General features: G+C 60.2%; 25 protein-coding genes, 1 tRNA gene and 2 pseudogenes. 14 read left to right on the plus strand and 14 right to left on the minus strand.

Annotated features, from left to right (window positions below):
* Window position 1: 1 nt before the first annotated feature.
* From IFT98_RS07745 to IFT98_RS07755, 3 genes are read right to left on the minus strand one after another with little or no spacing between them, the layout of a single operon-like run.
* Window positions 2-754 carry an amino acid ABC transporter ATP-binding protein gene (locus IFT98_RS07745; RefSeq protein ID WP_122480591.1) on the minus strand — a complete coding sequence of 251 codons (753 nt, stop codon included), beginning with the start codon at window positions 752-754 and terminating at the stop codon, window positions 2-4.
* Window positions 751-1,419 carry an ectoine/hydroxyectoine ABC transporter permease subunit EhuD gene (ehuD, locus tag IFT98_RS07750; protein ID WP_122480590.1) on the minus strand — a complete coding sequence of 223 codons (669 nt, stop codon included), beginning with the start codon at window positions 1,417-1,419 and terminating at the stop codon, window positions 751-753. The genes IFT98_RS07745 and ehuD overlap by 4 nt, the downstream gene beginning before the upstream one ends.
* Window positions 1,420-1,433: 14 nt before the next feature.
* Window positions 1,434-2,198 (minus strand): ABC transporter substrate-binding protein, encoded by a 765-nt coding sequence (locus IFT98_RS07755; protein WP_192047963.1) that lies wholly within the window; start codon window positions 2,196-2,198, stop codon window positions 1,434-1,436.
* 215 nt (window positions 2,199-2,413) lie between these two features.
* Between IFT98_RS07755 and IFT98_RS07760 the strand changes: the two genes are divergently transcribed.
* Window positions 2,414-3,193: an IclR family transcriptional regulator gene (locus tag IFT98_RS07760; protein WP_192047964.1), complete on the plus strand. Its 780-nt coding sequence runs from the start codon at window positions 2,414-2,416 to the stop codon at window positions 3,191-3,193.
* Between the two features lie 117 nt (window positions 3,194-3,310).
* Complete coding sequence (locus tag IFT98_RS07765) at window positions 3,311-3,766, plus strand: helix-turn-helix domain-containing protein (protein ID WP_192047965.1); 456 nt, start codon at window positions 3,311-3,313, stop codon at window positions 3,764-3,766.
* A 15-nt stretch (window positions 3,767-3,781) separates the two neighbouring features.
* Here the strand turns inward: IFT98_RS07765 and IFT98_RS07770 are convergent, their stop codons facing one another.
* Both IFT98_RS07770 and IFT98_RS07775 read right to left on the minus strand, forming a co-directional pair.
* Window positions 3,782-4,924: a Fic family protein gene (locus tag IFT98_RS07770; protein ID WP_192047966.1), complete on the minus strand. Its 1,143-nt coding sequence runs from the start codon at window positions 4,922-4,924 to the stop codon at window positions 3,782-3,784.
* Between the two features lie 138 nt (window positions 4,925-5,062).
* The gene (locus IFT98_RS07775) at window positions 5,063-5,371 is read right to left on the minus strand and encodes a hypothetical protein (RefSeq protein ID WP_192047967.1); all 309 of its coding nucleotides are present in this window, start codon (window positions 5,369-5,371) and stop codon (window positions 5,063-5,065) included.
* 181 nt (window positions 5,372-5,552) lie between these two features.
* On the opposite strand from IFT98_RS07775, the gene IFT98_RS07780 reads away from it, so the two are divergent.
* Entirely contained in the window at window positions 5,553-5,870 is a 318-nt protein-coding gene (locus IFT98_RS07780; protein WP_192047968.1) for a helix-turn-helix domain-containing protein, read from the plus strand.
* 277 nt (window positions 5,871-6,147) lie between these two features.
* Window positions 6,148-6,285, plus strand: coding sequence for a hypothetical protein (locus tag IFT98_RS07785; RefSeq protein ID WP_192047969.1), 138 nt, complete (start codon window positions 6,148-6,150; stop codon window positions 6,283-6,285).
* 247 nt (window positions 6,286-6,532) lie between these two features.
* Here IFT98_RS07785 and IFT98_RS21200 read toward each other — a convergent pair whose 3' ends face one another.
* The 4 genes and pseudogenes from IFT98_RS21200 to IFT98_RS07800 form a co-directional block, all read right to left on the minus strand.
* The gene (locus IFT98_RS21200; protein WP_446730822.1) at window positions 6,533-7,588 is read right to left on the minus strand and encodes a methyl-accepting chemotaxis protein; all 1,056 of its coding nucleotides are present in this window, start codon (window positions 7,586-7,588) and stop codon (window positions 6,533-6,535) included.
* Between the two features lie 24 nt (window positions 7,589-7,612).
* A pseudogene (locus IFT98_RS21205) lies at window positions 7,613-8,146 on the minus strand (cache domain-containing protein); the annotation flags it as partial.
* Between the two features lie 212 nt (window positions 8,147-8,358).
* Window positions 8,359-8,760: a type II toxin-antitoxin system HicB family antitoxin gene (locus IFT98_RS07795; RefSeq protein ID WP_192047970.1), complete on the minus strand. Its 402-nt coding sequence runs from the start codon at window positions 8,758-8,760 to the stop codon at window positions 8,359-8,361.
* A 28-nt stretch (window positions 8,761-8,788) separates the two neighbouring features.
* Complete coding sequence (locus tag IFT98_RS07800; protein WP_192047971.1) at window positions 8,789-8,971, minus strand: type II toxin-antitoxin system HicA family toxin; 183 nt, start codon at window positions 8,969-8,971, stop codon at window positions 8,789-8,791.
* A 243-nt stretch (window positions 8,972-9,214) separates the two neighbouring features.
* Here IFT98_RS07800 and IFT98_RS21210 point away from each other — a divergent pair.
* Together IFT98_RS21210 and IFT98_RS21215 are read left to right on the plus strand one after the other, a co-directional pair.
* Window positions 9,215-10,369: pseudogene (locus IFT98_RS21210) on the plus strand (FIST signal transduction protein); the annotation flags it as partial.
* A 372-nt stretch (window positions 10,370-10,741) separates the two neighbouring features.
* The gene (locus tag IFT98_RS21215) at window positions 10,742-11,236 is read left to right on the plus strand and encodes a methyl-accepting chemotaxis protein (RefSeq protein WP_244657432.1); all 495 of its coding nucleotides are present in this window, start codon (window positions 10,742-10,744) and stop codon (window positions 11,234-11,236) included.
* Window positions 11,237-11,289: 53 nt separating this feature from the next.
* On the opposite strand, the gene IFT98_RS07810 is transcribed toward IFT98_RS21215, so the two are convergent.
* Complete coding sequence (locus IFT98_RS07810) at window positions 11,290-12,144, minus strand: LysR family transcriptional regulator (protein ID WP_122714447.1); 855 nt, start codon at window positions 12,142-12,144, stop codon at window positions 11,290-11,292.
* A 95-nt stretch (window positions 12,145-12,239) separates the two neighbouring features.
* Here IFT98_RS07810 and IFT98_RS07815 point away from each other — a divergent pair, with 95 nt between their 5' ends.
* From IFT98_RS07815 to IFT98_RS07850, 8 genes are all read left to right on the plus strand, one after another.
* A complete protein-coding gene (locus IFT98_RS07815) occupies window positions 12,240-12,473 on the plus strand; it encodes a DUF1127 domain-containing protein (RefSeq protein WP_192047973.1) in 234 nt (77 codons plus the stop codon).
* A gap of 154 nt (window positions 12,474-12,627) precedes the next feature.
* On the plus strand, window positions 12,628-13,467 hold the full coding sequence (locus IFT98_RS07820) for an alpha/beta hydrolase (protein WP_192047974.1): 840 nt from the start codon (window positions 12,628-12,630) through the stop codon (window positions 13,465-13,467).
* Window positions 13,468-13,566: 99 nt separating this feature from the next.
* Window positions 13,567-14,064, plus strand: coding sequence for an RNA polymerase sigma factor (locus tag IFT98_RS07825; protein WP_192047975.1), 498 nt, complete (start codon window positions 13,567-13,569; stop codon window positions 14,062-14,064).
* Window positions 14,061-15,023 carry a FecR family protein gene (locus IFT98_RS07830; RefSeq protein WP_192047976.1) on the plus strand — a complete coding sequence of 321 codons (963 nt, stop codon included), beginning with the start codon at window positions 14,061-14,063 and terminating at the stop codon, window positions 15,021-15,023. The genes IFT98_RS07825 and IFT98_RS07830 overlap by 4 nt, the downstream gene beginning before the upstream one ends.
* A gap of 109 nt (window positions 15,024-15,132) precedes the next feature.
* A complete protein-coding gene (locus IFT98_RS07835) occupies window positions 15,133-17,553 on the plus strand; it encodes a TonB-dependent siderophore receptor (protein WP_192047977.1) in 2,421 nt (806 codons plus the stop codon).
* A 184-nt stretch (window positions 17,554-17,737) separates the two neighbouring features.
* On the plus strand, window positions 17,738-18,652 hold the full coding sequence (locus IFT98_RS07840) for an alpha/beta hydrolase (RefSeq protein WP_197976604.1): 915 nt from the start codon (window positions 17,738-17,740) through the stop codon (window positions 18,650-18,652).
* A 244-nt stretch (window positions 18,653-18,896) separates the two neighbouring features.
* Window positions 18,897-19,178: a type II toxin-antitoxin system Phd/YefM family antitoxin gene (locus tag IFT98_RS07845; RefSeq protein WP_244650908.1), complete on the plus strand. Its 282-nt coding sequence runs from the start codon at window positions 18,897-18,899 to the stop codon at window positions 19,176-19,178.
* A gap of 87 nt (window positions 19,179-19,265) precedes the next feature.
* Window positions 19,266-19,475: a type II toxin-antitoxin system RelE family toxin gene (locus IFT98_RS07850; RefSeq protein ID WP_342214139.1), complete on the plus strand. Its 210-nt coding sequence runs from the start codon at window positions 19,266-19,268 to the stop codon at window positions 19,473-19,475.
* Between the two features lie 465 nt (window positions 19,476-19,940).
* Here IFT98_RS07850 and IFT98_RS07855 read toward each other — a convergent pair.
* The 4 genes from IFT98_RS07855 to IFT98_RS07870 all read right to left on the minus strand — a co-directional run bounded on the left by IFT98_RS07855 (window position 19,941) and on the right by IFT98_RS07870 (window position 22,875).
* Window positions 19,941-20,016, minus strand: a tRNA-Thr gene (locus IFT98_RS07855).
* 290 nt (window positions 20,017-20,306) lie between these two features.
* A complete protein-coding gene (locus IFT98_RS07860) occupies window positions 20,307-21,509 on the minus strand; it encodes a methyltransferase (RefSeq protein WP_192047978.1) in 1,203 nt (400 codons plus the stop codon).
* Entirely contained in the window at window positions 21,494-22,183 is a 690-nt protein-coding gene (locus IFT98_RS07865; protein WP_122480575.1) for an ABC transporter permease, read from the minus strand. Before IFT98_RS07865 ends, IFT98_RS07860 begins: the two co-directional genes overlap by 16 nt.
* On the minus strand, window positions 22,180-22,875 hold the full coding sequence (locus IFT98_RS07870; protein WP_192047979.1) for an ABC transporter permease: 696 nt from the start codon (window positions 22,873-22,875) through the stop codon (window positions 22,180-22,182). Before IFT98_RS07870 ends, IFT98_RS07865 begins: the two co-directional genes overlap by 4 nt.
* Window positions 22,876-22,893 lie beyond the last annotated feature (18 nt).

The following is a 22,893-nucleotide window of genomic DNA, read 5'->3' on the forward strand; positions in this document are numbered from 1 at the left end:
ATCATGGCTGGCTCCGGGTGCTGGTGGTCGGATGCAAGACCCGGCGCAGGAAATCCTGGGTGCGCGGGTGCTGCGGATTGCCCAGCACCTCGTCGGCCGGCCCGGTTTCCACCAGGTAACCGCCGTGCAGGAAGCACACGCGGTCGGCGACCTCGCGGGCAAAGCCCATTTCATGAGTGACGACGATCATGGTCATGCCCTCGTCGGCCAGGGTGCGCATCACCTGCAGCACATCGCCCACCAGTTCCGGGTCCAGCGCCGACGTCGGTTCATCGAACAGCATGGCCTCAGGCTTCATCGCCAGCGCGCGGGCGATGGCCACGCGCTGCTGCTGGCCACCGGACAACTGCTCCGGGTAGGCATCGGCCTTTTCCGCCAGGCCGACCTTGTCGAGCAATGCCAGCGCCTCGCTGCGCACCTGCGCGGCCGGTTCGCCCTTGACGTACAACGGCCCCTCCATCACGTTCTCCAGCACCGTGCGATGGGGGAACAGATTGAAGCGCTGGAACACCATGCCCATGCGGCTGCGCAGGGTGTGCACCGTCTTGCTGCCGCGTTGTACGGTCTCACCGAAGGCCTGGATCGAGCCACCTTCATAGGTTTCCAGCGCATTGATGCAGCGCAGCAACGTCGATTTGCCCGAACCCGACGGGCCGATCAGGCACACCACTTCGCCTTTCTGCACCTCGAGATCGACCCCGTGCAACACGCGGTGGTCGCCATAGTTCTTCTGCAACTGGCTGATCTTGATCATGCCTTCTTCCTCCGGCTCAGACGCTGCTCCATGCGCCGCAACCCGTACACCAGCGGCAGGCTCATCAGCAGGTACAGCAAGGCCACCAACGTGTAGACGGTCATGTTCTGGAAGGTCGACGAGGCAATCAGCTGGCCCTGGCGGGTCATCTCGGCCACGGTGATGGTCGACACCAGCGAGGAGTCCTTGAGCATCATCACCAACGTATTGCCGTAGGGCGGCAGCGCGATACGAAACGCCTGTGGCAGGATCACCCGGCGCATCATCATGAACGAACGCATGCCCAGCGCTTCCGACGCTTCGCGCTGGCCCTGGTCGACGGCAATGATGCCGGTCCGAAAGTTCTCCGCCTGGTAGGCCGAGTAGGCGATGCCCATGCCGATCACGCCGGCCTGGAAGGCGGTCAGATGAATGCCCATCTCCGGCAGCACGAAATAGATATAGAACAGCTGCACGATGATCGGCAGCCCGCGGATCACGTTGATCACCGTGCTCGCCGCCCACGACAGCGCGCGGATCGGCGACAGCTTGAGCAGCGCCAGCACCAGCCCGAGCACGCTGCTGAGCAGAAACGATAGCACCGTGATCTGGATGGTCACCCACGCACCCTGAAGCAGAATCGGCAGGAAGTCCTGCGCGTTCTGCAAGAATTCAGCAAGCTTCATGGTCGCTCCTCAGCCTACACGCCCCACTTCTGCACGATGCCCTGCAGCGTGCCGTTGGCCTTGATGGTGTCGATGGCCTTGTTCAGGCGCTCCAGGGTTTCGCTGTCACCCTTGCGCACCACGAAGCACACATCGCCGACTTTGGCCGGCTTGTAATCCGCAGCCAGCTTCACCCCTTTGAAGGTGTTCTGACGAATCTGGTAGGCCACGATCGGCTGGTCGGCCACGGCGGCCTTGATGCGACCCAGGGACAGGTCACGGACCATCTCGGCAATCGAGTCGTAGGTGCGCACTTCCTTGAAGATGCCCAGCTTGTTGACCAGGTCGTAGAAGGCGGTGCCCGCCTGGGCGCCGATCACTTCACCCTTCAACGCATTGAGGTCGGGGTAGGCGGTGTTGTCGTCGGCACTGACGATCAGGCCTTCGCCGTAGGAATAGACCGGCGTGCTGAAGTCCACCACCTTGGCGCGCTCTTCGGTCTTGAGCATGCCTGCCGAAATGAAGTCCAGCTTGCCCGACGTCAGCGACGGGATCAGCGCCGCGAAATTGGTCTGTTCCATCTGCGTGCCGAAGCCACCGGCCTCGCCGACTGCTTTGGCGATGTCGACCATCATCCCTTGAATGCTGTTGCTCTTGATGTCCAGAAAGGTAAAGGGCGAACCCGTCGCGGTTGCACCAACCTTGTACATCGGTGCCTCGGCAGCGTGCACCAGGGAGGCACCAAGCGTCAGGCAGATACCGAGCGCGAAACGGCGAAACAGGGGGGAAAGGCTGTTCATCGGGTCACTCCAGAAGGAATCGGAAGGTGGGCACCGCCATGCGGTCCTGGGGAAGGTCGCAAGCTCTATGCCATTACAGGTCTCTGCTATCAATTTACGTAGCTGAAAAATCGTTTAACGAAGGTTTCGTATCGCTATACGATTTTCAGGCCCGGTATTTGCTGTCTGATAGCTGTCGTCCGGGTTCAATCGCTGCTCATTTCCTTGAGGCCCTCATGTCCGAAGATCGCAACAGCCTGTTCAACCAGTCCCTGGAAAAAGGCCTGGCCGTACTGCGTACATTCAGCGCCAAGCGCCGCAGCATGAGCCTTGCAGAGATCGCCGAAGCCGCCCACATGACCAAAAGCTCGGCCCAACGCATGGTGTTCACCCTGGAAAGCCTGGGTTACCTTCGGAAACACTCGCGCACTCGGCATTACCAGTTGACCCCACATGTGCTGGAACTGGGCTTCAGCTACCTTGATGCTCATTCGCTGATCGAGGTGGGCAATCCGTTTCTCGCCGAACTCACTCGGCTGACCGGCGAGACCGCCTGCCTGACCGAGCCCACCGGTGTGGAAATGACCTACATCGCGCGCTTCGTCAGCGCCCGCTTCGTGCCCGTGCACATGCCCATCGGCAGCCGCGTGCCGATGTACTGCACCGGCTCCGGCCGTGCCTACCTCAGCGCCCTGCCACCCGCCGAGGCCCTGGCCCTGGTGCAAAGCAGCGTACGCGTCGCGCACACCCCGCACACCCACACCGACGTGGACGAGATCATGGCCTCGCTGCAAACCGTGCGCGAATGCGGCTACGCGGTGAACACCCAGGAACTGTTCCTCGGCGACATGACCATCGCCGCCCCCGTCATCGGCGGCAACGGCCGCCCCGTGGCCGCCGTCCACGTGGTCGCCCCCACCAGCCGCTGGACCCGCGCCGACGCCGAAAGCCAGCTGGTGCCGGCGTTGATGCAGTGTGTGCAGGTGTTGAGCAATTCGGCGCGGAATTTGGGGTAGGGGAAAATTGAGGCTCCAGCCTAGTATTGTGATATCGCCAAATTGGCGATACTGAACCTTATACTCATTGGATCGGGATAGTCGCGGTTTAGCTGTCTCACTGAAGGAGTGGAAGAAATGGCATTGATGAAACGCCCCCGCCTGCGGGCTGTGCAGGCACATCCAGGCGCCATACTTGATCTGACGTTTACCAGCGGTCAGCAATTGCGCCTCAACATGCATGACGATTTGAAAAGGTACCCTGGCCTGTGCGCATTGACCAAAGGCAAAGCTTTTGAAGGCGCCGTGATGGGCGACGCAGGTTGGACGGTCGAATGGCCTGCGCTCGATATTCAGATCGGCGCCGACACGCTATTTCTGGACGCGCTGGCGCAATCGGCGCCGGACGAAAATACGCGTCTCTTTATCCAGTGGCGATTGAAACACCGCCTTACACTGGATCAGGCTGCCGAGGCTCTAGGTGTTAGCGCTCGCAGCATCAGCCGATACAGCAGTGGCCGAGAGGCAGTGCCGCGGACCTTGGCGCTGGCGTGCCTGGGCTGGGAAACGCTGGATCATCCGGATGCGGCTTGAAGGGTAGGTCTTCTTTCAGGGCTTGGGATGTTCAGTTTGTTCTAACGCGATCTCATAGCGCGTACTCCTACCCCCACCTGGCAACCGTTGCAGCAGGCCCTTTTCCAATAGATCGGCGAGGTGGCGGGTGGCGGTTGCCTTGCTGACCTTCGCTACCGCTTGATACTGCGCGGCGCTGATCCCCTCTTCGAATCCCTTGGCACCGCCATCGAGCAAGCGATTGATCACGTTCAGCTGCTCCTTCGACAACGGCAGCGCACGGTGCGCCTGCCAGAAGCGCGCCTTGTTCAGCACTCGATCGATGTTCGAGATCGCTGCGGTAATTGCTGCGAGCAATGTCTGAAGAAACCACACCAGCCACGGCGTGACGTCCATGTCGGCTTTCTGCGTTTGTTCCAGAACCGCGTAGTAACCTGCCCGGTTGTCCAGAATGCTGGCTGACATCGCGTAGAAACGCACCGCTTGATGGTCACCCTGGGCAAGCGCCAGGTCGGTGAGCGCGCGGGTCAGACGACCATTGCCGTCGTCGAAGGGGTGCAGAGTGACGAACCAGAGGTGAGCGATACCGGCTCGCAGAAGGGGATCCAGCGAGGCAGATGCCACATTGAACCAGTCAACGAACGTTTCCAGCTGCTGCTCCAAGCCACGCCGGGGTGGGGCTTCGAAGTGCACCGTTGGCCGATCCAGCCTGCCCGACACCACCTGCATCGGCTCATCGCCACGCAACTCACCCACACGCACCGGCGTGTGCAGCTGACTCGAATCGTCCGCTGGAAACAGCAGCGAATGCCACTGCAGCAAGCGCTCCACGCTCAAAGGTTGAGCGTGATTGCACGTTGCATCGACCATCAATTGCGCCAGACCCTCGCTGCGCGAAGTTCTCTGCGCCTCTTTGGGCTCGAGTACACCCAAGCGGCGAGCCAGGGAAGATCGAACCGAACCGGCATTGAGTGCCTCACCCTCGATTGCCGAGGACGTGACGATGTTCTGCAGCAGCGTATCGAGCATGCCCTGTCGGCTGCTCTCATCACCAACGGCGCCAAGCCTGCCCAACAGCCGTCCTTGCTCACTTGTGCATTGACGCAGCAGGTCAGCTAGCTCTTCGGGTTGCCAGGAGAATAAAGGCCATTGAGGTTGCTGCCAGATCCACTGGGGCATGAGCGTTTTTGCCTTGATGAGCCGATTGGGAATCTTATTCGGCTCATATTATGAGCCGAATGTTGAGTCTATTCGGCTCACGCTAGATATCAAGGGCCGTTTTGGATGCTTACGATACGGGCCAATCACGGCTCGTTTTTAGAGCACCTGACGAATCCGCTCGCCCGCCCACTCCAACCGTTCGCACAACGGCTCGAGCAGGCAACGTATCTTGTCGGCGTCCAGCGCCGTGGAGTGGTCGGCACCCAGCAACTGCCCGGTCAACGCCAATGCATCGGTAACATCCACCACTTGCTGAATCGCAGGCTGGATGCTTTCCAGTGCCTGACTGAGGGCATTGACCTCGCTGAGCCACTGCTGGAGCGTGGCTTGGGGGACTGGGTTGGGGATGTCCAAGTGTTTGAGCATTGAAGCGTGGAGATTGGTGAGGTGAGTGGTGGCGGGCATGGGGGCGTTCCTTGCGAGATGGTGAGTGGGACTCTACGGCGGGTCGCGTTGGCCTTGGCATTCATTGCCCAGCCTACGAAAAATCACTGCTGAGCCCGCCTTGATTTTGGAATACTAAGTAATGCTTAGTATATTTTCAATCAAAATCTAAGATTCTCTTAGCCTTCATGGAGGCTGAGAAATGAGCATTTTTTGCAAGCGTTTGAAGGATGCGAGGAAAGCAGCAGGAATATCGCAAGAGCGGCTGGGACTTTTGGCGGGGATCGAGCCTGCGTCGGCCAGCGCCAGGATGAATCAGTACGAGACAGGCAAGCACGCGCCTAATACGTCGACGGTTTCACTGATCGCAGGTGTGCTGAATGTGCCGCCTTCGTATTTCTACAGTGAGGATGATGAAGAGGCGCGGCTGTTGGTGCTGTTTCACCGTATGGACGAAGCAGGACGGATGCAGGTTTTGGAGCTAGGTGGGCAGTTGGAGAATGGGTTACGGCGTGTATAGGGTGGCAGGCTGTGACCTGTAATGCTTTTATCTAGCGCTGTTGCCCGTAGGACGCAACGTTATGATCTAGATGCAGGCATTGGAGCGGCTTACCCCTAAAATCCGACTAGCATGCTTTGGCGTTGAGATGGTTTAGCCAGCGACAAGATATGCGCCTAAGTCTCCGTATCGTTCAATACGCTTAACTTTCTATTCCTGACTCGACGAACGCCGGACCGTCGGCTATAGCTTATTCAGGCAGCGTACCGCGACCGGTACCCCTCCGGAGAAACTAAACATGGCTAAGAACGAAAAAACCAGCAAAGAGGTTGCATCGAAGGCAAGCGAGCAATTGAAAGACAAAAAATCTTCTTCGAATGAAAAGTCGGTGGCCGGATCTGCATTGACTCAAACGTCAGACAAGAAGAAAAAGTAGTTTATAGGCCTCAATGTTGTCGAATTTTTAATAGATGATCCACTGTACCTAACATGGTGAGCGCTTCACTGCGGGCTGGCGCATATTCGACCACCATCTCTGCAATGGACACCACACGCGTGTCACTAATGCTTGCCCCTAGGCATCGAGTGGCACGCGGCCATTTTGGTAGAGTCCGCTGCTTTCAGGTCACACTGCGCATCGAGTCGGCTAATCGTCAACGCAGCTGGTTTCACCTGCACGAATCCTATAGTTGAAAACGCGCCGTAGAGTCGGTCAACGTCCTGCTTGAAGTGACCACAGCGTTCACGTCCTTGTTGGCGATGCTGACCGATTCTGCAGACGCATTGACCATGTTGGCGATCAGCTCCACGTTTCGTGCAACACTGCTGCTCGCCTCGCTCTGTTCCGAAGTCGCCGCTGCCATTTCCCGTACCTGCGCCAGCGTGGCCGACGACTCCGTACTGATATCGCGCAAGGCCACCGTCGCCTGGTCTGCCAGTGACGCCGCCGTTTCCATTTTTGGCTTGACGGCCGCCATGCCTTTTACGGCATCGGACGTATCATTCTGGATGTCGGCAATCATGGTGGTGATTTCTTCCGTCGCCTGGGCGGTTCGTTGTGCCAGGTGCCGCACTTCATCGGCCACCACTGCAAACCCCCGACCTTGTTCACCTGCGCGCGCGGCTTCGATGGCCGCATTGAGCGCCAACAGGTTGGTCTGGCTGGCGATGTTTCTGATCACGCTGGTGATGCCGTTGATTTCATCTGCGCGGGTAACCAATCCGGCTATCTGTTCGGAAGAACGCGCCACCTGTTCTGACACATCGGCAATGGCAAAAGTGACCTCCGACACCAGGCGTTCGCCCTCTACGGCAAGGGCCGCGGAGCGTTCCGAGTTGACTTGGGTCATGCGCGCATTGCTGGAAATATGGTCGATGGTGACGGACATCTCCTCTACTGCAGCAGCCGTCATCGTTGTGGCTTCGGATGTATGTTGCGAAGCTTCATCGATGTTCTGCATCTGCTCGCCCAGGCTCGAAGAACTGCCTTTGAGTTCTTCGGCCACATGTTTGATGTCAGTGATCATGCTCCTCAGCCCAGTCTGCATTTGAGCCACGGCGGCCATCAGGCTGGCAGGCGGATACTTATCCTGCATCACGTGGCGCAAGTCGCCGTTGGCAATGTTGCTGGTCACACCGGCCACTTCCCTCGGCTCACCGCCCAGGGCGTTGTAGATACTGCGAGACATGCGGTAGGCCACCGCGATCACGACTACCAGAACAAACAGGCCGGCCCACATGAACTTGAGCGCCAACTGCCAATAGGCGTCGGTGATGTCATCGGCGTATACGCCGAAGCCCATGATCCAGTTCCAGCCAGGCACCTTGGTGACGCCGTTGATCTTGGCCACCGGAACGGTGTCCCCGGATCGGGCCACCATGTCATCGAAAAACGCGAAACGCTCGCTGCTCAAGCGGTCCAGGTAATTCTGCCAAGTGGTCTTGCCATTGGGCAGTCTCGCGCCAAAATCGATCTTGCCAATCAAGGCTTGGTTGGGGTGAACCAGGCTCAGCGCGCCTTCGGTACGCGTCCAGATATACGCGTTCTTGCCATCGCGCAATGCGGCCAACGTTTCGATGGCGCGGGCCTGGGCCTGTTCGGTACTCAAACGCCCAGCCTTTTCTTCGTTCTGAAAGTACTCGACCTGCTTGGCGGCCAGATTCAGCACGGTATGAATTTCGCGCCGCCGGTCGTCCAGCATGGTGTTGTGCAACGTGCTCAGTGCAAACACTGCGATCGCGACAAGCCCCGCACAGGCGCAGGCGGAAATAACGAACAAACGATGGGAGACTTTCATCTGACTGATCCAAGGAGTGGTTAACGCCCGCCCCTGATGGAGCTGGTTCGTACAGCACGCCCGAGAATCCTGTCTTGCGAAGAGTGCCGCCTGCGCTATCGGCAGCGGGTTGCCGAGCTTGAGCAACGAGCGGTAGAGCTGGATCGCTGGTCGATAAACGGCAGCGGGGACGTCTGGTGCCCGTGTAATGAGTGCTTTTGCAGAGCGCCAGCTCAACGGCCCAGCTTTTCCAAAGCCGCATCGGTCAAGAAAGAAGAACGACTTTTCACATTGTGCTCACGAACGAACCGGTCGATCTGCGAAATCACGAAACCCGGCAGCGTGACATTGACCTTCTCAGTCTTGCCCAGGTAAGGGGTTATATCGACATCAAGCATTCCCCAGCCCATGTCCGCGTATTCAGGGTCGCTTCGAAGGCCGGACATCGCGCTGGGGAGAGGAACGCTTGCCCCCCGAGTTGCGATGTCTTGCAACATGATATGAGCGATCTCGATCGCTGCGCTGTAGGCTTCTTCGAACGTGTCGCCAGCGGTGATAGCGCCAGGAATGTCAGGTACTTGAATACCGACGGCTGTATTTTCATCACTCCATTCGATGCAGATTGGGTAGCGCATGGATATCTCCTCATGAGTCCGCCGTAGCCTAGGTCAACCCGGCAAGTTTTCGAATGGCTCTGACCGTGCCAACCGGCAGATCCTTCTTGGGATGTGGAACCGGAACTGTTTGAGCCCGCCTCGGGTGCTTGAACATGTGATGACTTCCGGCGATACGATCAAGTACCCAGCCGGCCTGCTCCAGCTCGCGTATTAGCTGTCTGCTCTGCACTCAGCACTCCTTGTGCATGAGGATTTTATAACCCTAGGGGCATGTATTTTCAACCCCGAGAAGACTGAGCAGAATATCGAAGCCGACAGCTCGACTAAAACCCTCAAAGTTTCTGAAAATTTCGGTCAGCACTCCCCCTATAAACCCGACCACCTGCTTCAAGTCCCCCTTCCCAAGGCCGATAGGAGAACCAATGCAAGCCACGCCCCGCGTGCGCTGTGCCCCCTTCTAGCGAGCCCAGTGATGAACCTTTTCAAACGCTTCAACAATGCCCGCGCAAACAGCCAGGGCGCCGTGAGCCTGAGCTGCACGGCTGCCGAGCTGGACCGCGCCCTGGCCGGTTTGCGCGCGGATCCTGTGCTGGTGACAGGTTTTGTCTCGCCCCACCTGGACATCGACAAGGTCGCGGCCAGCGTCAGGCAGCGCTTTCCCAACGGCACCATCAGCCTGTGCACCACCTCGGGTGAGCTGTGCAACAGCGCCGATGGCTTGTACTGCGCCGCGGGAGAGCATTGGGACCGTATCGTCCTGCAATGCTTCGAGCGCAGCGTGATTGCCTCGGCGGAAGTGGTCATGGTGCCGCTGGAGTGCGAAGACATCCGCAAGGGCGGCAAACGCATGGAGATGCGCGAGCGCATCGAAAAGCTGGTCAACAACATCAAGCGCGTGCAGGTCAGCACGCCCATCGACCACCGCGACACTCTGGCCTATGTGGTGTTCGACGGGCTGTCGGCGTCGGAGTCGTTCTTCATGGAGGCGCTCTACGAATCCGGTCGCTTCCCGTGCCTGTTCGTCGGCGGCTCCGCCGGCGGCAAATCGGACTTCCAGAAAACCCTGATCCACGACGGCAAGCGCAGCTATCAGAACCATGCGCAGATCGTCTTTCTGAAGACGGCTCCGGATATCCGCTTCGGTGTGTTCAAAAGCCAGAACTTCGAACCGGTCGGGCTGACGTTCAGCGTGCTCACCGCCTCCGTCGAAGACCGCACCATCGACCAGGTGATCGACAGCAACGGCAACATCATGAGCATGGTCCAGGCCCTGTGCAACGCCTTCAAATGCGATAGCCACTCCCTGGAAAAGAACCTGGCCGAGTACTCCTTTGCCATCCGCGTCGGCAGCGAATTGTTCGTGCGCTCCATTGCCCGCATCGACCACACCCAGCAGATCATCCAACTGTTCTGCGACGTCGCACCGGGCGAAGAACTGGTCATGGTCAAGCGCACGCCGTTGCGTCAGGCAACCGAGACCGACTACCGAAAGTTCCTGCAAGGCAAGGGCGGCCAACCGGTCGCCGCCATTCTCAACGACTGCATCTTGCGCAGGCTCAACAACGCCAATGACCTGGGCAGCATGCGTGGGCTCTTTGGCGACGTGCCGGTGGTGGGCTTTTCGACCTTCGGCGAAATCCTCGGCCTGAACCTTAACCAGACCCTGACCGCGATCTTCTTCTTCCACGTCGCCAAAGGCGCCTCGTTCACCGACGAATACGTGGACCGCTTCATCGCTCACTACGGCGAATTCAAAGCGTTCTTCCTGCGCCGCCAACTGAAGAAAATGGTTGGCTTGAATCACGTGGTGGTCAAACAGATCGAAGCCTTCAAGCGCAACGACTTCACCAGCGCCCTCGACACCCGCGGCCTGGACAACGGCATCCTTCCTGTCTTCAAAGGCCTCGCGGCCTTGGGCCAGGTGCTCGCCGACGCGGGCGAACAACAGGAGCAGATGGCCACCCAGATCAAGCATTACTCCGGCGAACTGCACCTTTCCATGGACGACCTGGCCGCCACCATCGACCGGCAGAACACCGTGTCCAGCCAGGCCGGCAGCACCGTCGAAGACCTTGCCCGGCAGGCGGACGAAGCGGTCGTGGGCGCACGTGCGCTGGCCAGTTCGAGCCTGCAGATTCAGTCCATCGTGCAGGTGATCCAGCAGATTGCCGGGCAGACCAATTTGCTTGCGCTGAACGCTGCTATCGAAGCAGCCCGCGCTGGCGAACTGGGCAGAGGGTTTGCAGTGGTGGCCGACGAGGTGCGCAAGTTGGCGGAGATCACCCGCAAGAATGCGGCGGATATCGGCGTGGATGTGGACTTGCTGTCGAGCGAGATTCAGCGAGTGGCTCAGCAGATCGAAGACCAGTCCACCGGGGTGGGCGCGCTGAGGGAGATGCTGGATACCCTGGAGGCATCGAGCCAGGCCACGGAAGGCACGGCGAGGCGGACCAAGGGGATTGCGGATACGTTGACCGGGCTGACGCGGGGGTAGGGGAGCTTTGCGCAGGTTGGGGATCGGTCATGACGTCGAGTCTGCTCCGGTACTCAAAGCCTGAACCCCTCGACGATATGCTCGGCCAACGCATCGATCATCGGCGACCGGGTATCGGGGTTGCGCAGCAGCATGATGCTCGCCAATGGCAATAAGGGCATGCCCTCGGCTTCGCCGATGATCCGCAGCCCCGGCGTGATCAGGCTCTGCAACTGTGCGGTGACCGCCAGGCCAACGCCGACCGCGGCCATTATCGCCGCGAGGCTGGGGCTGGAGTAGGCGATCCGGTACGGCTTCTGCGCGGCGTCCAAGGCATTGCACGCCCATATCCGGCAAAAACAGTCGGTATTGAACATCGCCAGTGGCACGGGCGTTTGTTCATGGAGAAAAAAGCCCTCGGCTTCGGCCCACACGAAGCGTTCCTGACGCAGCAGCTGGCCGACTTCGCGCCCGGGCTCACGGGTAACGATCGTCAGATCCAAATCCTTGCGTTGCATCAATTGCCGGGAGCTCTCGCAATGGACCTCCACCTGCACCAGCGGAAACGCCTGGGCGAAGCCGGACAAGATCCCCGGCAGAAAGCGCATGGCGTAGTCGTCCGGAGTGCCGATGCGCACGGTGCCGACCATGTGCGGCTCGCGCAGGGTGGTGAACACTTCGCTGTGCAATTTGAGAATGCGGCGCGCGTAACCCAGCAGAATCTGCCCTTCAGCCGTCAGCTTCACCTGCCGGCCATCACGTTCGAACAATTGCCGACACAGCACGTCCTCCTCGAGCCGCTTCATCTGCATGCTCACTGCCGATTGAGTGCGGTTAACCCGCTCGCCGGCCTTGGTGAAACCGCCTTCATCGGCGATGGCCACGAAAGTACGCAGGACTTCCGAGTCGATGCTCTGGTAATGGGACATTGATCAATCTCTGAGATGCACAGCATTCAAAACATTCGTTGGATTGATGTTAAGCCTGAACAGAGAATCAAGCCATCAACCTGGAGGATGAGCAGATGAAAGGTCAAACAGTGAATGCCTGTGTTTCGAACGACGGCTGCACCCAGCATAAGTCGTTAGGGCCTCTCGCCAATCTCTGGAAGCGCATCGCGCGCTGGTATGAACTGACTCGGCAACGGCACCAACTGGAGCAGATGAGCGATGCCGGGCTCAAGGACCTGGGCTTGAGCCGGGCGGATATCTATAAAGAGATCGAGCGCCCGTTCTGGGACGATCCGTTCTGCAAGTAAATCGGTTTGGCCATCGCCAGATCAAGACAAACGACGCCGTCATCCGTCTTATGGGCATGCGAGAGCATTCTCCACCGCGCAGGTGTGCCGGTCGGCTTCTTTGACGTCGACGATATCCGCTTGCGGGCCTGCCCAACGAGGACCGTCTGAAATCATGATTCGTAAAGTAATTGCAGTGTTCACCGCCTGGCTTGTTGGCGCGGCGATGGCCGCTCATGCGCAGCCGGTCACGCTGGACGGTACCGAGCAATGGACCATGCAAAGCGAAGGCGGGCTGGAATACCGCATCATGATCAGCCTTCCCGAGGGTGACGTGCCCTATACCGGCGGTTATCCAGTCATCTATCTGTTGGACGGCAATGCCTATTTCCCGGCGTTTCATGCCGCCAAACGCGCACAGGCCAAATTGCGCGGAGCCATCCTGGTGGCCATCGGTTATCCGAGTGACACGCCCCTGGACTTTGCCAGGCGCGCGTTCGACCTCACACCGCCTGCGCCCGCCGATCGCAACACACCTCCACAAGGCGGCCAGGATCTGTTTCTCGATTTCATCCAGACGCGCCTGATGCCCAAGGTGTCCGAGCATTTCAAAGTCGACGAAGACCAGCGCAGCCTGGTCGGGCACTCGTTCGGCGGCATGCTGGGCGTGTACGCGATGTTCACTCGGCCCACTCTGTTTCAACACGTTGTAGCGGTCAGCCCCAGCCTGTGGTGGCGCGACCAATTCCTGCTGGCGCCTGAACGCGCCTTTACCGAGCGCGTTCGCACCGGGCAGCTTGATATGACGCAGACCAGCCTGAGTATCGTGATGGCCGAGCGCGATTCGGTTCAGGGCATCCAGGATGCCAGGGCGTTGTTCTCACGCCTGCAGGAATTGTCCGGTACCGGGCTGCGCACCGGCTTTGTGGTCGAAGCTGGCGAGGACCACGCCTCCATACCCTTTCGCATCCCCAACCAGGTGCTGGGTGAGTTGATTGGCGCAAGGCGCTATTGAGCAGGCAGGAAAGCGCAGGCAACAACGCCTTCGCAAGCGCAAATGATTCTCTTTGTGATATTTTCCTGCCCTTGCCACTCCGCCTTTCAAGGTTCCTTCATGTCCGGCCCAGATCTCAAGGCGCTGTACCTCGCCCACCGCAGCGAAATTCAGGATTACCTGGACCGTCGTTTGCGTTGCAAAGAGACCGCCGCCGATCTGACTCAGGACACGTTCATTCGCCTGTCCGAACAGATGGGTCGAACGCCGATTGCGAATTTCCGCGCGTATCTGTTCTCCAGCGCGCGCAATCTGTTCATCGATCACACCCGGCGCCAGGAACATCGCAAGGGCGAGGCCCTCGACCTGCAGGCGACCTCAAGCTTCGAGCCGTCCACGCCAACGCTCGAACAAGCAGCAATTGCCCATCAGCAACTTAATACGTTGAACGTCGTGATCCAGAACATGCCCCCGCCCTGTCGCGAGGTGTTCCTGATGGTGCGCGTGGAAGGTCTGACCTATGTGGAAATCGGCCAGCGCCTGGGTATTCCTGCCAAAACCGCGTATAGCCGCATGGTGCGCGCCCTGGATCTGCTCAAGATCGGTATGTCCGAATGAGCGCCAAACCACCGCCAGCGTTCCCTGAGGCGCACGTCGACGACATAAGCCATCGAGCCAGCGCCTGGTTTGCGTTGATGCAGGGCGGGTCGCCCACTGCGGCGGAACAGGCGGAGTTGGCCGCGTGGCTGGATGCCGACCCCCGACATGCCGAGGCCTATGCCCAGCTCGAGCACCTGTGGGCCGCGTCCGCGCAGTTGCATTCGCTCAACGCGGCACCGGCCGCTGCGCACCTGTCTCGACGGCGTTTCGTCGGCATGGGCATCGCCGCCAGTGCCGTGGCCGTCAGTGCATGCGCCTCCGTGCTATGGCTCAACGATATGGGCCTGCCGTTCGCCGATGTCCGCAGCGCCGTGGGCGAGCGGCGGACGGTCAGCTTGCCCGATGGGTCCACCGTCGACCTTGCCGGTCACACCGCACTGAACGTGGATTTTTCACCGACCCGGCGCGCCGTAGAACTGCTTCACGGCGAGGCTTACTTCACTGTGCTGCCCGCAGCCGCCGGTGAGTTCACGGTCAACAGCCGATCCGGGCAGGTAGTGGCCGCCGAGGGCGAATTCTGTCTGTCATGCGATGACGCCTCGACACTGCTGACGGTAAGCCGCAAGACGGTCCGTGTGGTAACGGCCAACCAGCAGATCGATCTGGCGGAGGGCCTTTCGCTGCGTTTCAGCAGTGATCGGACCGGCCCCATCCAGCACGCCGAACTGGCCCAGGTACTCGCCTGGCGCAGCGGACGATTGGTGTTCTTCGACAAGCCCTTGTTCACGGTCATCGATGAGTTGCAACGCTGGCGCGAAGGCCGAATCTTCATCATGGACAAGCAACTCGCCAGCCGCCGGGTCAGTTTGATCCTCAATCTTAACAAGCCCGAGCAGATGCTCGACGCCATTACCAAAGCCCTGGCCGTCCGTGTGGATCGTTACACCGATCTGATCACCCTGATCTATCCCGCCTGATCCCGCAGAAAAATCTTTTACGCATCCTCAGGGAATCGCGTGCGCTCATGCGTCTTAGCCTGACTGATTGGTATTCGCATTTTCGCGCACTTCCTGGGGTACGACCGCAATGGCAAGGCAACTCAACCATGAATCCAGCATCGACAGCCGCTGGCAGCGCAACGCGCTGGGCACCGCATTGGCGTGCACACTGCTCGTCGGCGCACTTCAGGCTCATGGCGCGCAGGTCAATCCGGCGGCGACGTCCGTAGAGCGGTTGTCACTCAATATTTCCGCGCAACCCCTGCGTCAGGCCTTGCTGCAGTTCAGCCAGCAGTCCGGCCAGAACGTGCTGCTGGACGGCAACCTGGACAGTGCCCTGCGCAGCACTGCCGTAGAGGGCCGCTACTCGTCGGAAGAGGCACTGGCGAAGTTGTTGCAGGGCAGTGGCTACACCTTCGCCCGAACCGATGCCATGACCGTTTACCTGGTCCCGGTGCAGAACACGCAGGCCAGCAGCGAAATCCTCCTGGCGCCCACGCAGATCCAGTATCAAACCTCCGGTGATGTCAGCCCAACCCGCGGTTACCGGGCAAACCCTGTGTCCAGCACCACTCGCCTGGGCCTGAGCGACAAGGAAACCCCGCAAGCGATCACCGTGATTACGCGCGAGCAGATGGACGATTTCCAGCTCAACAGCGTGAAGGACGCACTGCGCAACGCACCGTCGGTGACCGTGGAACAGTTCGAAACCGATCGCACCGCCTTTACTTCACGTGGTTTCAAGATTGAAAACTTCGAGTTCGACGGCATGAGCCTGCCGTTCTCCGGCGGCGTATTGGTCGGCGATCAGGACATGACCGAGTTCGAGCAGGTCGACGTGCTGCACGGCGCCAACGGCTTGATGAGCGGCACCGGCGATCCGTCTGCCACGGTCAACCTGGTGCGCAAACGCCCCACGGACACGTTCCAGGCGCGGGTCGACAGCAGCGTGGGCTCGTGGGACAACCGTCGCTTGAGCTTTGACGTGTCAGGTCCACTCAGCGAAAGCGGAAACGTTCGCGGACGCTTCATCACCTCCCATGACAAAGGCAACTCCTACCTCGATCAGTACGGCCATGAGGTCAACGTCGCAGCAGGCCTTCTGGCTTTCGATCTGTCCGATGCCGACACCCTCACGGTAGGCTTCACCCAGCAGAACAGCTACTCCAATGGCAGCACCTGGGGCGCCTTGCCCATCGCCGACTACCAGGGCAACCGCATTCACTACAGCAGCCGCAGCTCCAGTGTCGGCCAGCCCTGGACTTACTGGGACGTGCACACCCAGCGCGCCTTCGCCGAGCTGACCCACGCGTTCGACAATGGCTGGACCAGCACCCTGACCCTGGCCGGAATGAAGCAGGATTCCGACACCAAGATGTTCTACGCCATCCCCGCCACCGCGGACCAGGTGTACGGTTATATCAACCGCACCACCAGCAAAGAAGAGCAAGTCACCGCCGAAGCGAAACTGTCCGGCCCCTTCGCGCTGTTCGGCAGGGAACATGAACTGACCCTGGGCGCCAACTACGGTCGCACCCACCACGACGAGGTCGGCCACTACAGAGACTCATCCGGCAACCAAATGGTGAGCCTGGCCGACGCGCTGTCCGGCAACGTCGTGCAACCGCCGCTGAACTACACCGACGACCTCAATACCCAGCTGTTCACCGACCGACAAAAGAGCCTGTTCGCCGGCGCGCGCTTCAGCGTCATCGATGACCTGCACTGGATTGCCGGCGCGCGCATGCTCAGCGCCGACGGCGATGGCGCCGGATACGGATCGCCCCACGACACACGGGTGCACGGCAAAGTGACCCCGTACACCGGCCTGGTCTACGACCTCACCCCACAGTGGAGCCTGTACACCAGCTGGACGAAAATCTTCAAACCGCAATACCTGCGCAGCACCAGCGGCGGCTTGATCCTGCCACTCGAAGGCAAAAGCCTGGAAGTGGGTGTCAAAGGCCTCGTGCTCGATGAGCGACTCACCCTCACCGCTGCCGCGTTCAAAACCGATCAGCAAAACGTCGCCGAGCTCACCGGCGAAATCGTCGGTGGCCAGTACCTGTACCGCGGCACCAACGTCAAAAGCCATGGCTTCGAACTGGGCGCGTCGGGAGAAGCACTACCTGGCCTGGACATAGCGGGCGGCTACACCTTCGTGCAGATCGAAGACGACAACGGCGACGACACCCGCAAGTACATCCCCACCCACACCCTGCGCGGCAGCCTGACCTATCGCCTGCCCGAGATGCCCAGCGTCAAGGTGGGCACCCGTTTCCAATGGCAGAGTGCAACCGAGGTCGACACCAACAGCAACGTGCGCCAAGAGGCCTACGCGCTGGTGGACTTGATGACCAGCTACGACATCGACGATAACTGGAGCACCTCGCTGAACCTCAACAACGTCACCGATCGCAAGTACTTGCTGTCGCTTTATCAATCGTCCGGGTCGACCAACTATGGCGCGCCGCGCAATTTGACGGCGTCGGTGACGTGGAAGTATTGAGCGGGCTTGTTCCGGCCGGATGGGCGCAGGTTAGCGTGAAGTGATAGTGAGTCGTCGATCATGAATGCTTGAAGAATATGCGGAGCTCAGTGCGGTCGGTCGAAAGTGAGGTAGCTTTCCTCAAGCACCCAACAAGATACTAGGGTGCGTAAGAAATTCTCGTCCACCGACTGAGTGAGCTTTCATGAATCGCCGCAATTTCATCCTGGGCGCCGGCACGGCAATGCTGATGTTGAAACTGGCCGCCGCTCAGGCCAAAGATCCACCGGCCAACAGCGAAACAGTCGAGCTGTGGAGCGGCGTACCGCCAGGCGGAGGCGGACCGTCGGGAGACAACTCGCTCACATCCCATGGCTCTCTGAGCAACGTCACCCGCCCTTACCTGCAGATCTTCAAGCCCGCCACACCCAATGGAAAAGCAGTGATCGTCGCTGCCGGTGGGGGCTACAAACGAATCGAACTGGGCATTGAGGGATGGCCCTTGGCGCAGTGGCTGAACGAGCGCGGGTATACCGCCTATGTGCTGGCCTACCGCTTGCCGAGCGAAGGCTGGAACGCCGGCAACATCGTCGCACTGCAAGATGCGCAACGCGCGCTGCGCATCGTTCGCAGCCGGGAAAAGCATGTGACCCTGCTGGGCTTTTCAGCGGGTGGGCATCTGATGGGCATGACCGCGACGCTTGGCGATTCTCAGACCTATGCTGCGCAGGACAGCATCGATTCGATCTCCGCCGTCGCTGAGGGGGCGGCGTTGATCTATCCACCCATTACGTTGGAGCGGCCTTATACGTATACCTCGACTCACAAGGTATTGGTCGGGCCAGATGCGTCGGCGCAAGAAGAGGCTGAGTGGTCTGTGCAGAACCGCGTGACTGGAAGCACACCGCCTGAGTTTTTGGTGCAGGCGGAAGATGACTCGGTGGTTGATCCGCACAATACGCTGATCATGGCTGCGGCGTGTGAGCAGCGCGGGGTGGCTGTGGAGATGCATCGGTATGCGACAGGCGGGCATGGGTTTGGGTTGGGGAGGAGGGGGACAGCGGCTGGGGAGTGGCCGGGGAGGTATGAGGCGTGGTTGGGGAGGTTGGGGGTAGGGTGAGGGAGGATGGTTGAAGTGAGCCCCAAGTTTGATCGGCTCATCACATGCTTGTATGTGCACAATATGAGGCATGTAATTATGCTGATTTAGGTACTCGTAGTAGCGGCTACGTATACATCCCTTTGCACATAAACTACTTCGACGGGGCGCATTCTATCGATCAATCCTGAGCTGCCACCGGTGCAGCCGGTCTAAATACTACATATCAACGCGTCTTAATCTTCTGACCAAGAAGGGGTTAACCATGGCTGCACTACTGAATCGAGCTGAGCAGGCGGTTTCTGAGACGGCTATGGCTCGCAACTTTAGCGCGCGCTTGAATGACGTCACTAGCGGCGACATCTCACACTTAGTGATCTTCAAGTACAACGAGCCAGTCGGCGTGCTTGTGGGCATCGACGCCTACCAAGCCATGCAGGACGAGCTTGAAGATCTGCGCTCTGAACTGCTTGCGATCAACCGCCTGCCTAGCCTTGAGAACGACGTTACCGTGAGCCTCGAGGATATGGAGGCTCGGTTCAAATAGGTAATGAAGATGAAGGACTGGACTGTTCGGTTTCATTCACTGATAGACACAGGACTCTAGCTGTTTGGCACTGCTGAAGCTAAGGGAGTGCTGAAGGTCATTCGTGAGCGTATTGCCGAGGGGGAGCCCGACAAAATCGGCAAGGCCTTGCGCGGGCCACTGGCCGGGTACCGCCGGATTCGCACGGGCGATGTACGTATCGTCTGCCGCATCAACGGTAGTGAAATCATCCTGGTCGTGTGCGTAGGTGCCCGGCGTGATGACGAGGTCTACGACGCAGCAGTAAGAAGGGTGTGAACCAAGACCCGCCTCGGCCGGTTTTTTTACGCCTCACGATCAACCAGCAATATGGACATTATGGGGCGATGCGGGAATTTCGGGGGCTTCGGGCCAACCTCGAAGCTCAAGGCACCGAAGCTGCAGCTCGGTGCATGGCTTGGCGGTCAGAGACTTTGCCAACCCGGCCTTCACCTCATCCGATCATGGGCATCTCGCGCCATGCGCATTACCAGTGCAATCAGAGCTGGGCTGGAACGCTTGCATGGCAAGGCTTCCGAGGGTTCGAACCGAAAATTACCTCGGTTACCTGTTTCCCATGGGTCACCATGAAAACAGATCAGCCACGCTGGGAGGGGCTCGTTGATGGCTGCGCGCTTGGCGACGGGGCAGTGGTGCTCTGGCGTCTACCCATGCTCCATCGCATGCTTGTTACGTGCGGGACAAAAACAAAGGGCCTGCATCGCTGCAAGCCCTTGTTTTGTATGGTGCCGGCACCAGGAATCGAACCCGGGACCTACTGATTACAAGTCAGTTGCTCTACCATCTGAGCTATACCGGCAAGTGAGGGCGCTGATTATAGCTATTCGATCGGCCGAGTAAACCCCCCTGCGGCATAATTTCTTCGCCTTTAGCTCTTAACCCTCCAGTGCTTATGCACATTTGGCGTGCCAACCTCGGCAACCGCTCGGCGTTTAGGTCGGTTTGATGACATCGTTCGCAAGCTACTGTTTTCGCTGGCGAATCGGACATGAACGAAAAATGACTGATCATCAGTCTGGCGTTCGAACGTCGACCCAGCGCGCCGTGCAACATTTCTACCCACAGAGTTATCCACAGGATGCGCACGCTTCAGTTGCGCTCAGCGATGATCATCAGATTGCGTGGCGTCAGGGTTTCCGGGCAGAAGGTGCCGACCTGTGCGGTGTACCGGCGCTCTTGCAGGTACAGGGCGCGGTCGAGCACCAGCCACAGTTCCAAGGGCTTGCGAAACAGGCCGCGTAGTAGTTCCAGGTTGCGGACTTGGGCAAGTCGTTGCCAGCCGCGTGCTTCAAGCTCAACGAAGTCCACGCCATGCCCGATAGGCACGCTCTGCAGTGCCGCCAACTCGCGGCAGTAATCGGCGAAGGGTTTGTCCAGCCAAGCGGCGGGCAGGGAGGGGCAGGGCAGGTAGTGGTCGATGCCGCGTTGTTCGCGCTGCAGCAGGTCGAAGGCCAGGCGGCGGGCCATGGAGTGGTCACGCTGTCGGCGCACGCGGGCGCCGGCGGTGAAGGTGGCTTCCAGGGGCAGGCCGAGGTCTTCGAAGGTCAGTAAGAGGGCCGAGGGTTCGGCGCACAGTCGGCGATAGGCGCCGTGGGTGCGGTTGTAGCAACAGGGTGCGAAGGCCAGGTGTTGGCAGCCTGCCTGGGTGGCGCGGTGCATGAGCTGGACGTGCAGGTCGCCGCAGGCGTGAAGGGCGACGGGGGTGCTGGAGGCTAATAGACGCAGGTCGTCGGCCATGACGTTTTGCAGTTGATGCTGGGCGAGCAGGGCGTGATGGGCACTGAGCTGGGCGCCGCTGGCCACCAGTGCCGGGTCGTGTTCCAGGCAGGTGAGTTGCTGGCCGTCGCGCAGCAGGCGTCGGCCGAGGTGGCCTTTGCCGGCGCACCAGTCCAGCCAGTGGCTGGTGGAGTTTGCGAAGGGCAGGGCGGCGGCGAAGGCTTCGATCTGTTGCCACTTGCGGCCGGGTACATCGACGTTGAGGCGGTGGCGCGCAGTGGGCACAAAACTGGTCGGCAGCGGGCCTACCGCGGCCAGCGCATGCGCCTGCTGGGCTAAGGCGGGAAAGGGCGCCGGGGCGTCCAGTTCCAGCAACGAGTTATGCACAGCCTCGGCCTCGGCCAGGGTGCGGGCGCGCAGCCAGGTGGCGAGCTCGGGATGTTTCGCTTCCCAGGGCAAGGTCAATTGGGTGAAGGGCTTGGGCCGCCACAGGTCGGCATGGTCAGCCAGGAAGGCGTCCAGTGCGTGAAAGCGCTCACGCAGCTGGTCGCCTTGCAGAGTCAGCGGCCCTGGCACGCGTCCACGCGCAGCCAGCGCTCGAGCAGTTTGAAGCCCTGCACCAGCACGAACGACATGGCCAGGTAGAACATGCCAGCGGCGAAGAAGATTTCCACCGGCAGGTAGGTGCGGGCGATGATCGTGCGGGCCATGCCGGTGAGTTCCAGCAGGGTGACGGTGCTGGCCAGCGAGCTGGCCTTGAGCATCAGGATCACTTCATTGCTGTAGGCCGGCAGGCCGATGCGCGCGGCGCGCGGCAGCATGATGTGCAGCAGTGCTTTGCTGCGGGACATGCCGAGGGCGCGGGCGGCTTCGATCTCGCCCTTGGGTATGGCTTGCAGCGCCCCGCGCAGGATTTCTGCGATATAGGCGGCGGTGTGCAGGGTCATGGTCCCGGCGGCGCACCAGAACGGGCTGCGAAGGTACGGCCACAGGCTGCTCTCGCGCACCGCGTCGAACTGCGCCAGCCCGTAGTACACCAGAAACAGCTGCACCAGCAGCGGGGTGCCGCGAAAGAAGAAGATGTAGGCGTACGGCAGGCCGCTGATGTACCACTTCTTCGAGGTGCGGGCGATGCCCAGCGGGATGGCCAGGATAAGCCCGGCGAGTACCGCGATGGCCACCAGCTCGAGGGTCAGGGTGGCGCCTTGCATCAGGCGCGGCAGCCACTTGATGATCACTTCCCAGTTCATTGCGAAGCCCTCGCGAAGCCGCGCGAGGCGCGTTTCTCCATGAAGTGCAGGGCAACCATGGCGACCACGGTGAGGCTCAGGTACATCAGGGCGGCAACCATATAGAAGGTGAAGGGTTGTTTGCTGACGGTGACGGCGTTCTGCGCGTTGCGCATGATCTCTTCCAGGCTGATGACGGACACCAGTGCGGTGTCCTTCATCAGAATCAGAAACAGATTACCCAGCCCCGGCAGGGCGATGCGCCACATCTGCGGCAGCACCAGGCGGATGAAGATGCGCGACGTGCTCAGGCCAAGGGCCAGGCCAGCTTCGCGGTGGCCTTTGGGAATGGCCAGGATGGCGCCGCGGAATACCTCCGTGGCGTAGGCGCCGAAGCACAGGCCCAAGGCGATGACGCCGGCGGCGAAGGGGCTGAGTTCCAGGCTGCCGACGCCCAGCGCCAGGCCGATGCTGCGCAGGCCGTTGACGGTGCCGAAGTAGATCAGCAACACCCACAGCAATTCGGGAATGCCTCGTACCAGCGTCGAGTAGAAACCGCCGAGCAATTGCAGGGGGCGGTTGCCGGAGGTTTTCGCCAGGGCACCGGCGAGGCCCAGCAGCAGCCCCAGGCACAGAGCGCTGAGGGCCAGTTTGACGGTCATCAGCGCGCCTGCGGCAAGCGCAGGGCCGAAGCCATAGAGATCGATGTTCATGGGCAGGCTTGTTCAGGG

The organism is Pseudomonas sp. CFBP 8770, assembly GCF_014841705.1.
Taxonomy (GTDB): domain Bacteria; phylum Pseudomonadota; class Gammaproteobacteria; order Pseudomonadales; family Pseudomonadaceae; genus Aquipseudomonas.

Excerpts from the sequence above, each read along its gene's own strand:
- IFT98_RS07810 (WP_122714447.1), bottom strand. The coding sequence starts at position 12,144 with ATGTCCCATTACCAGAGCATCGACTCGGAAGTCCTGCGTACTTTCGTG.
- IFT98_RS07745 (WP_122480591.1), bottom strand. The coding sequence starts at position 754 with ATGATCAAGATCAGCCAGTTGCAGAAGAACTATGGCGACCACCGCGTG.
- IFT98_RS07775 (WP_192047967.1), bottom strand. The coding sequence starts at position 5,371 with ATGCCCGCCACCACTCACCTCACCAATCTCCACGCTTCAATGCTCAAA.
- IFT98_RS21200 (WP_446730822.1), bottom strand. The coding sequence starts at position 7,588 with ATGTGGGCCGGCCTGTTTGTTCTGGTAGTCGTGATCGCGGTGGCCTAC.
- IFT98_RS07780 (WP_192047968.1), top strand. The coding sequence starts at position 5,553 with ATGAGCATTTTTTGCAAGCGTTTGAAGGATGCGAGGAAAGCAGCAGGA.
- IFT98_RS07770 (WP_192047966.1), bottom strand. The coding sequence starts at position 4,924 with ATGCCCCAGTGGATCTGGCAGCAACCTCAATGGCCTTTATTCTCCTGG.
- IFT98_RS07830 (WP_192047976.1), top strand. The coding sequence starts at position 14,061 with ATGAGCGCCAAACCACCGCCAGCGTTCCCTGAGGCGCACGTCGACGAC.
- IFT98_RS07835 (WP_192047977.1), top strand. The coding sequence starts at position 15,133 with ATGGCAAGGCAACTCAACCATGAATCCAGCATCGACAGCCGCTGGCAG.
- IFT98_RS07840 (WP_197976604.1), top strand. The coding sequence starts at position 17,738 with ATGAATCGCCGCAATTTCATCCTGGGCGCCGGCACGGCAATGCTGATG.
- IFT98_RS21215 (WP_244657432.1), top strand. The coding sequence starts at position 10,742 with ATGGACGACCTGGCCGCCACCATCGACCGGCAGAACACCGTGTCCAGC.
- IFT98_RS07815 (WP_192047973.1), top strand. The coding sequence starts at position 12,240 with ATGAAAGGTCAAACAGTGAATGCCTGTGTTTCGAACGACGGCTGCACC.
- IFT98_RS07765 (WP_192047965.1), top strand. The coding sequence starts at position 3,311 with ATGGCATTGATGAAACGCCCCCGCCTGCGGGCTGTGCAGGCACATCCA.
- IFT98_RS07845 (WP_244650908.1), top strand. The coding sequence starts at position 18,897 with ATGGCTGCACTACTGAATCGAGCTGAGCAGGCGGTTTCTGAGACGGCT.
- ehuD (WP_122480590.1), bottom strand. The coding sequence starts at position 1,419 with ATGAAGCTTGCTGAATTCTTGCAGAACGCGCAGGACTTCCTGCCGATT.
- IFT98_RS07825 (WP_192047975.1), top strand. The coding sequence starts at position 13,567 with ATGTCCGGCCCAGATCTCAAGGCGCTGTACCTCGCCCACCGCAGCGAA.
- IFT98_RS07755 (WP_192047963.1), bottom strand. The coding sequence starts at position 2,198 with ATGAACAGCCTTTCCCCCCTGTTTCGCCGTTTCGCGCTCGGTATCTGC.
- IFT98_RS07760 (WP_192047964.1), top strand. The coding sequence starts at position 2,414 with ATGTCCGAAGATCGCAACAGCCTGTTCAACCAGTCCCTGGAAAAAGGC.
- IFT98_RS07865 (WP_122480575.1), bottom strand. The coding sequence starts at position 22,183 with ATGAACTGGGAAGTGATCATCAAGTGGCTGCCGCGCCTGATGCAAGGC.
- IFT98_RS07795 (WP_192047970.1), bottom strand. The coding sequence starts at position 8,760 with ATGCGCTACCCAATCTGCATCGAATGGAGTGATGAAAATACAGCCGTC.
- IFT98_RS07820 (WP_192047974.1), top strand. The coding sequence starts at position 12,628 with ATGATTCGTAAAGTAATTGCAGTGTTCACCGCCTGGCTTGTTGGCGCG.
- IFT98_RS07870 (WP_192047979.1), bottom strand. The coding sequence starts at position 22,875 with ATGAACATCGATCTCTATGGCTTCGGCCCTGCGCTTGCCGCAGGCGCG.
- IFT98_RS07785 (WP_192047969.1), top strand. The coding sequence starts at position 6,148 with ATGGCTAAGAACGAAAAAACCAGCAAAGAGGTTGCATCGAAGGCAAGC.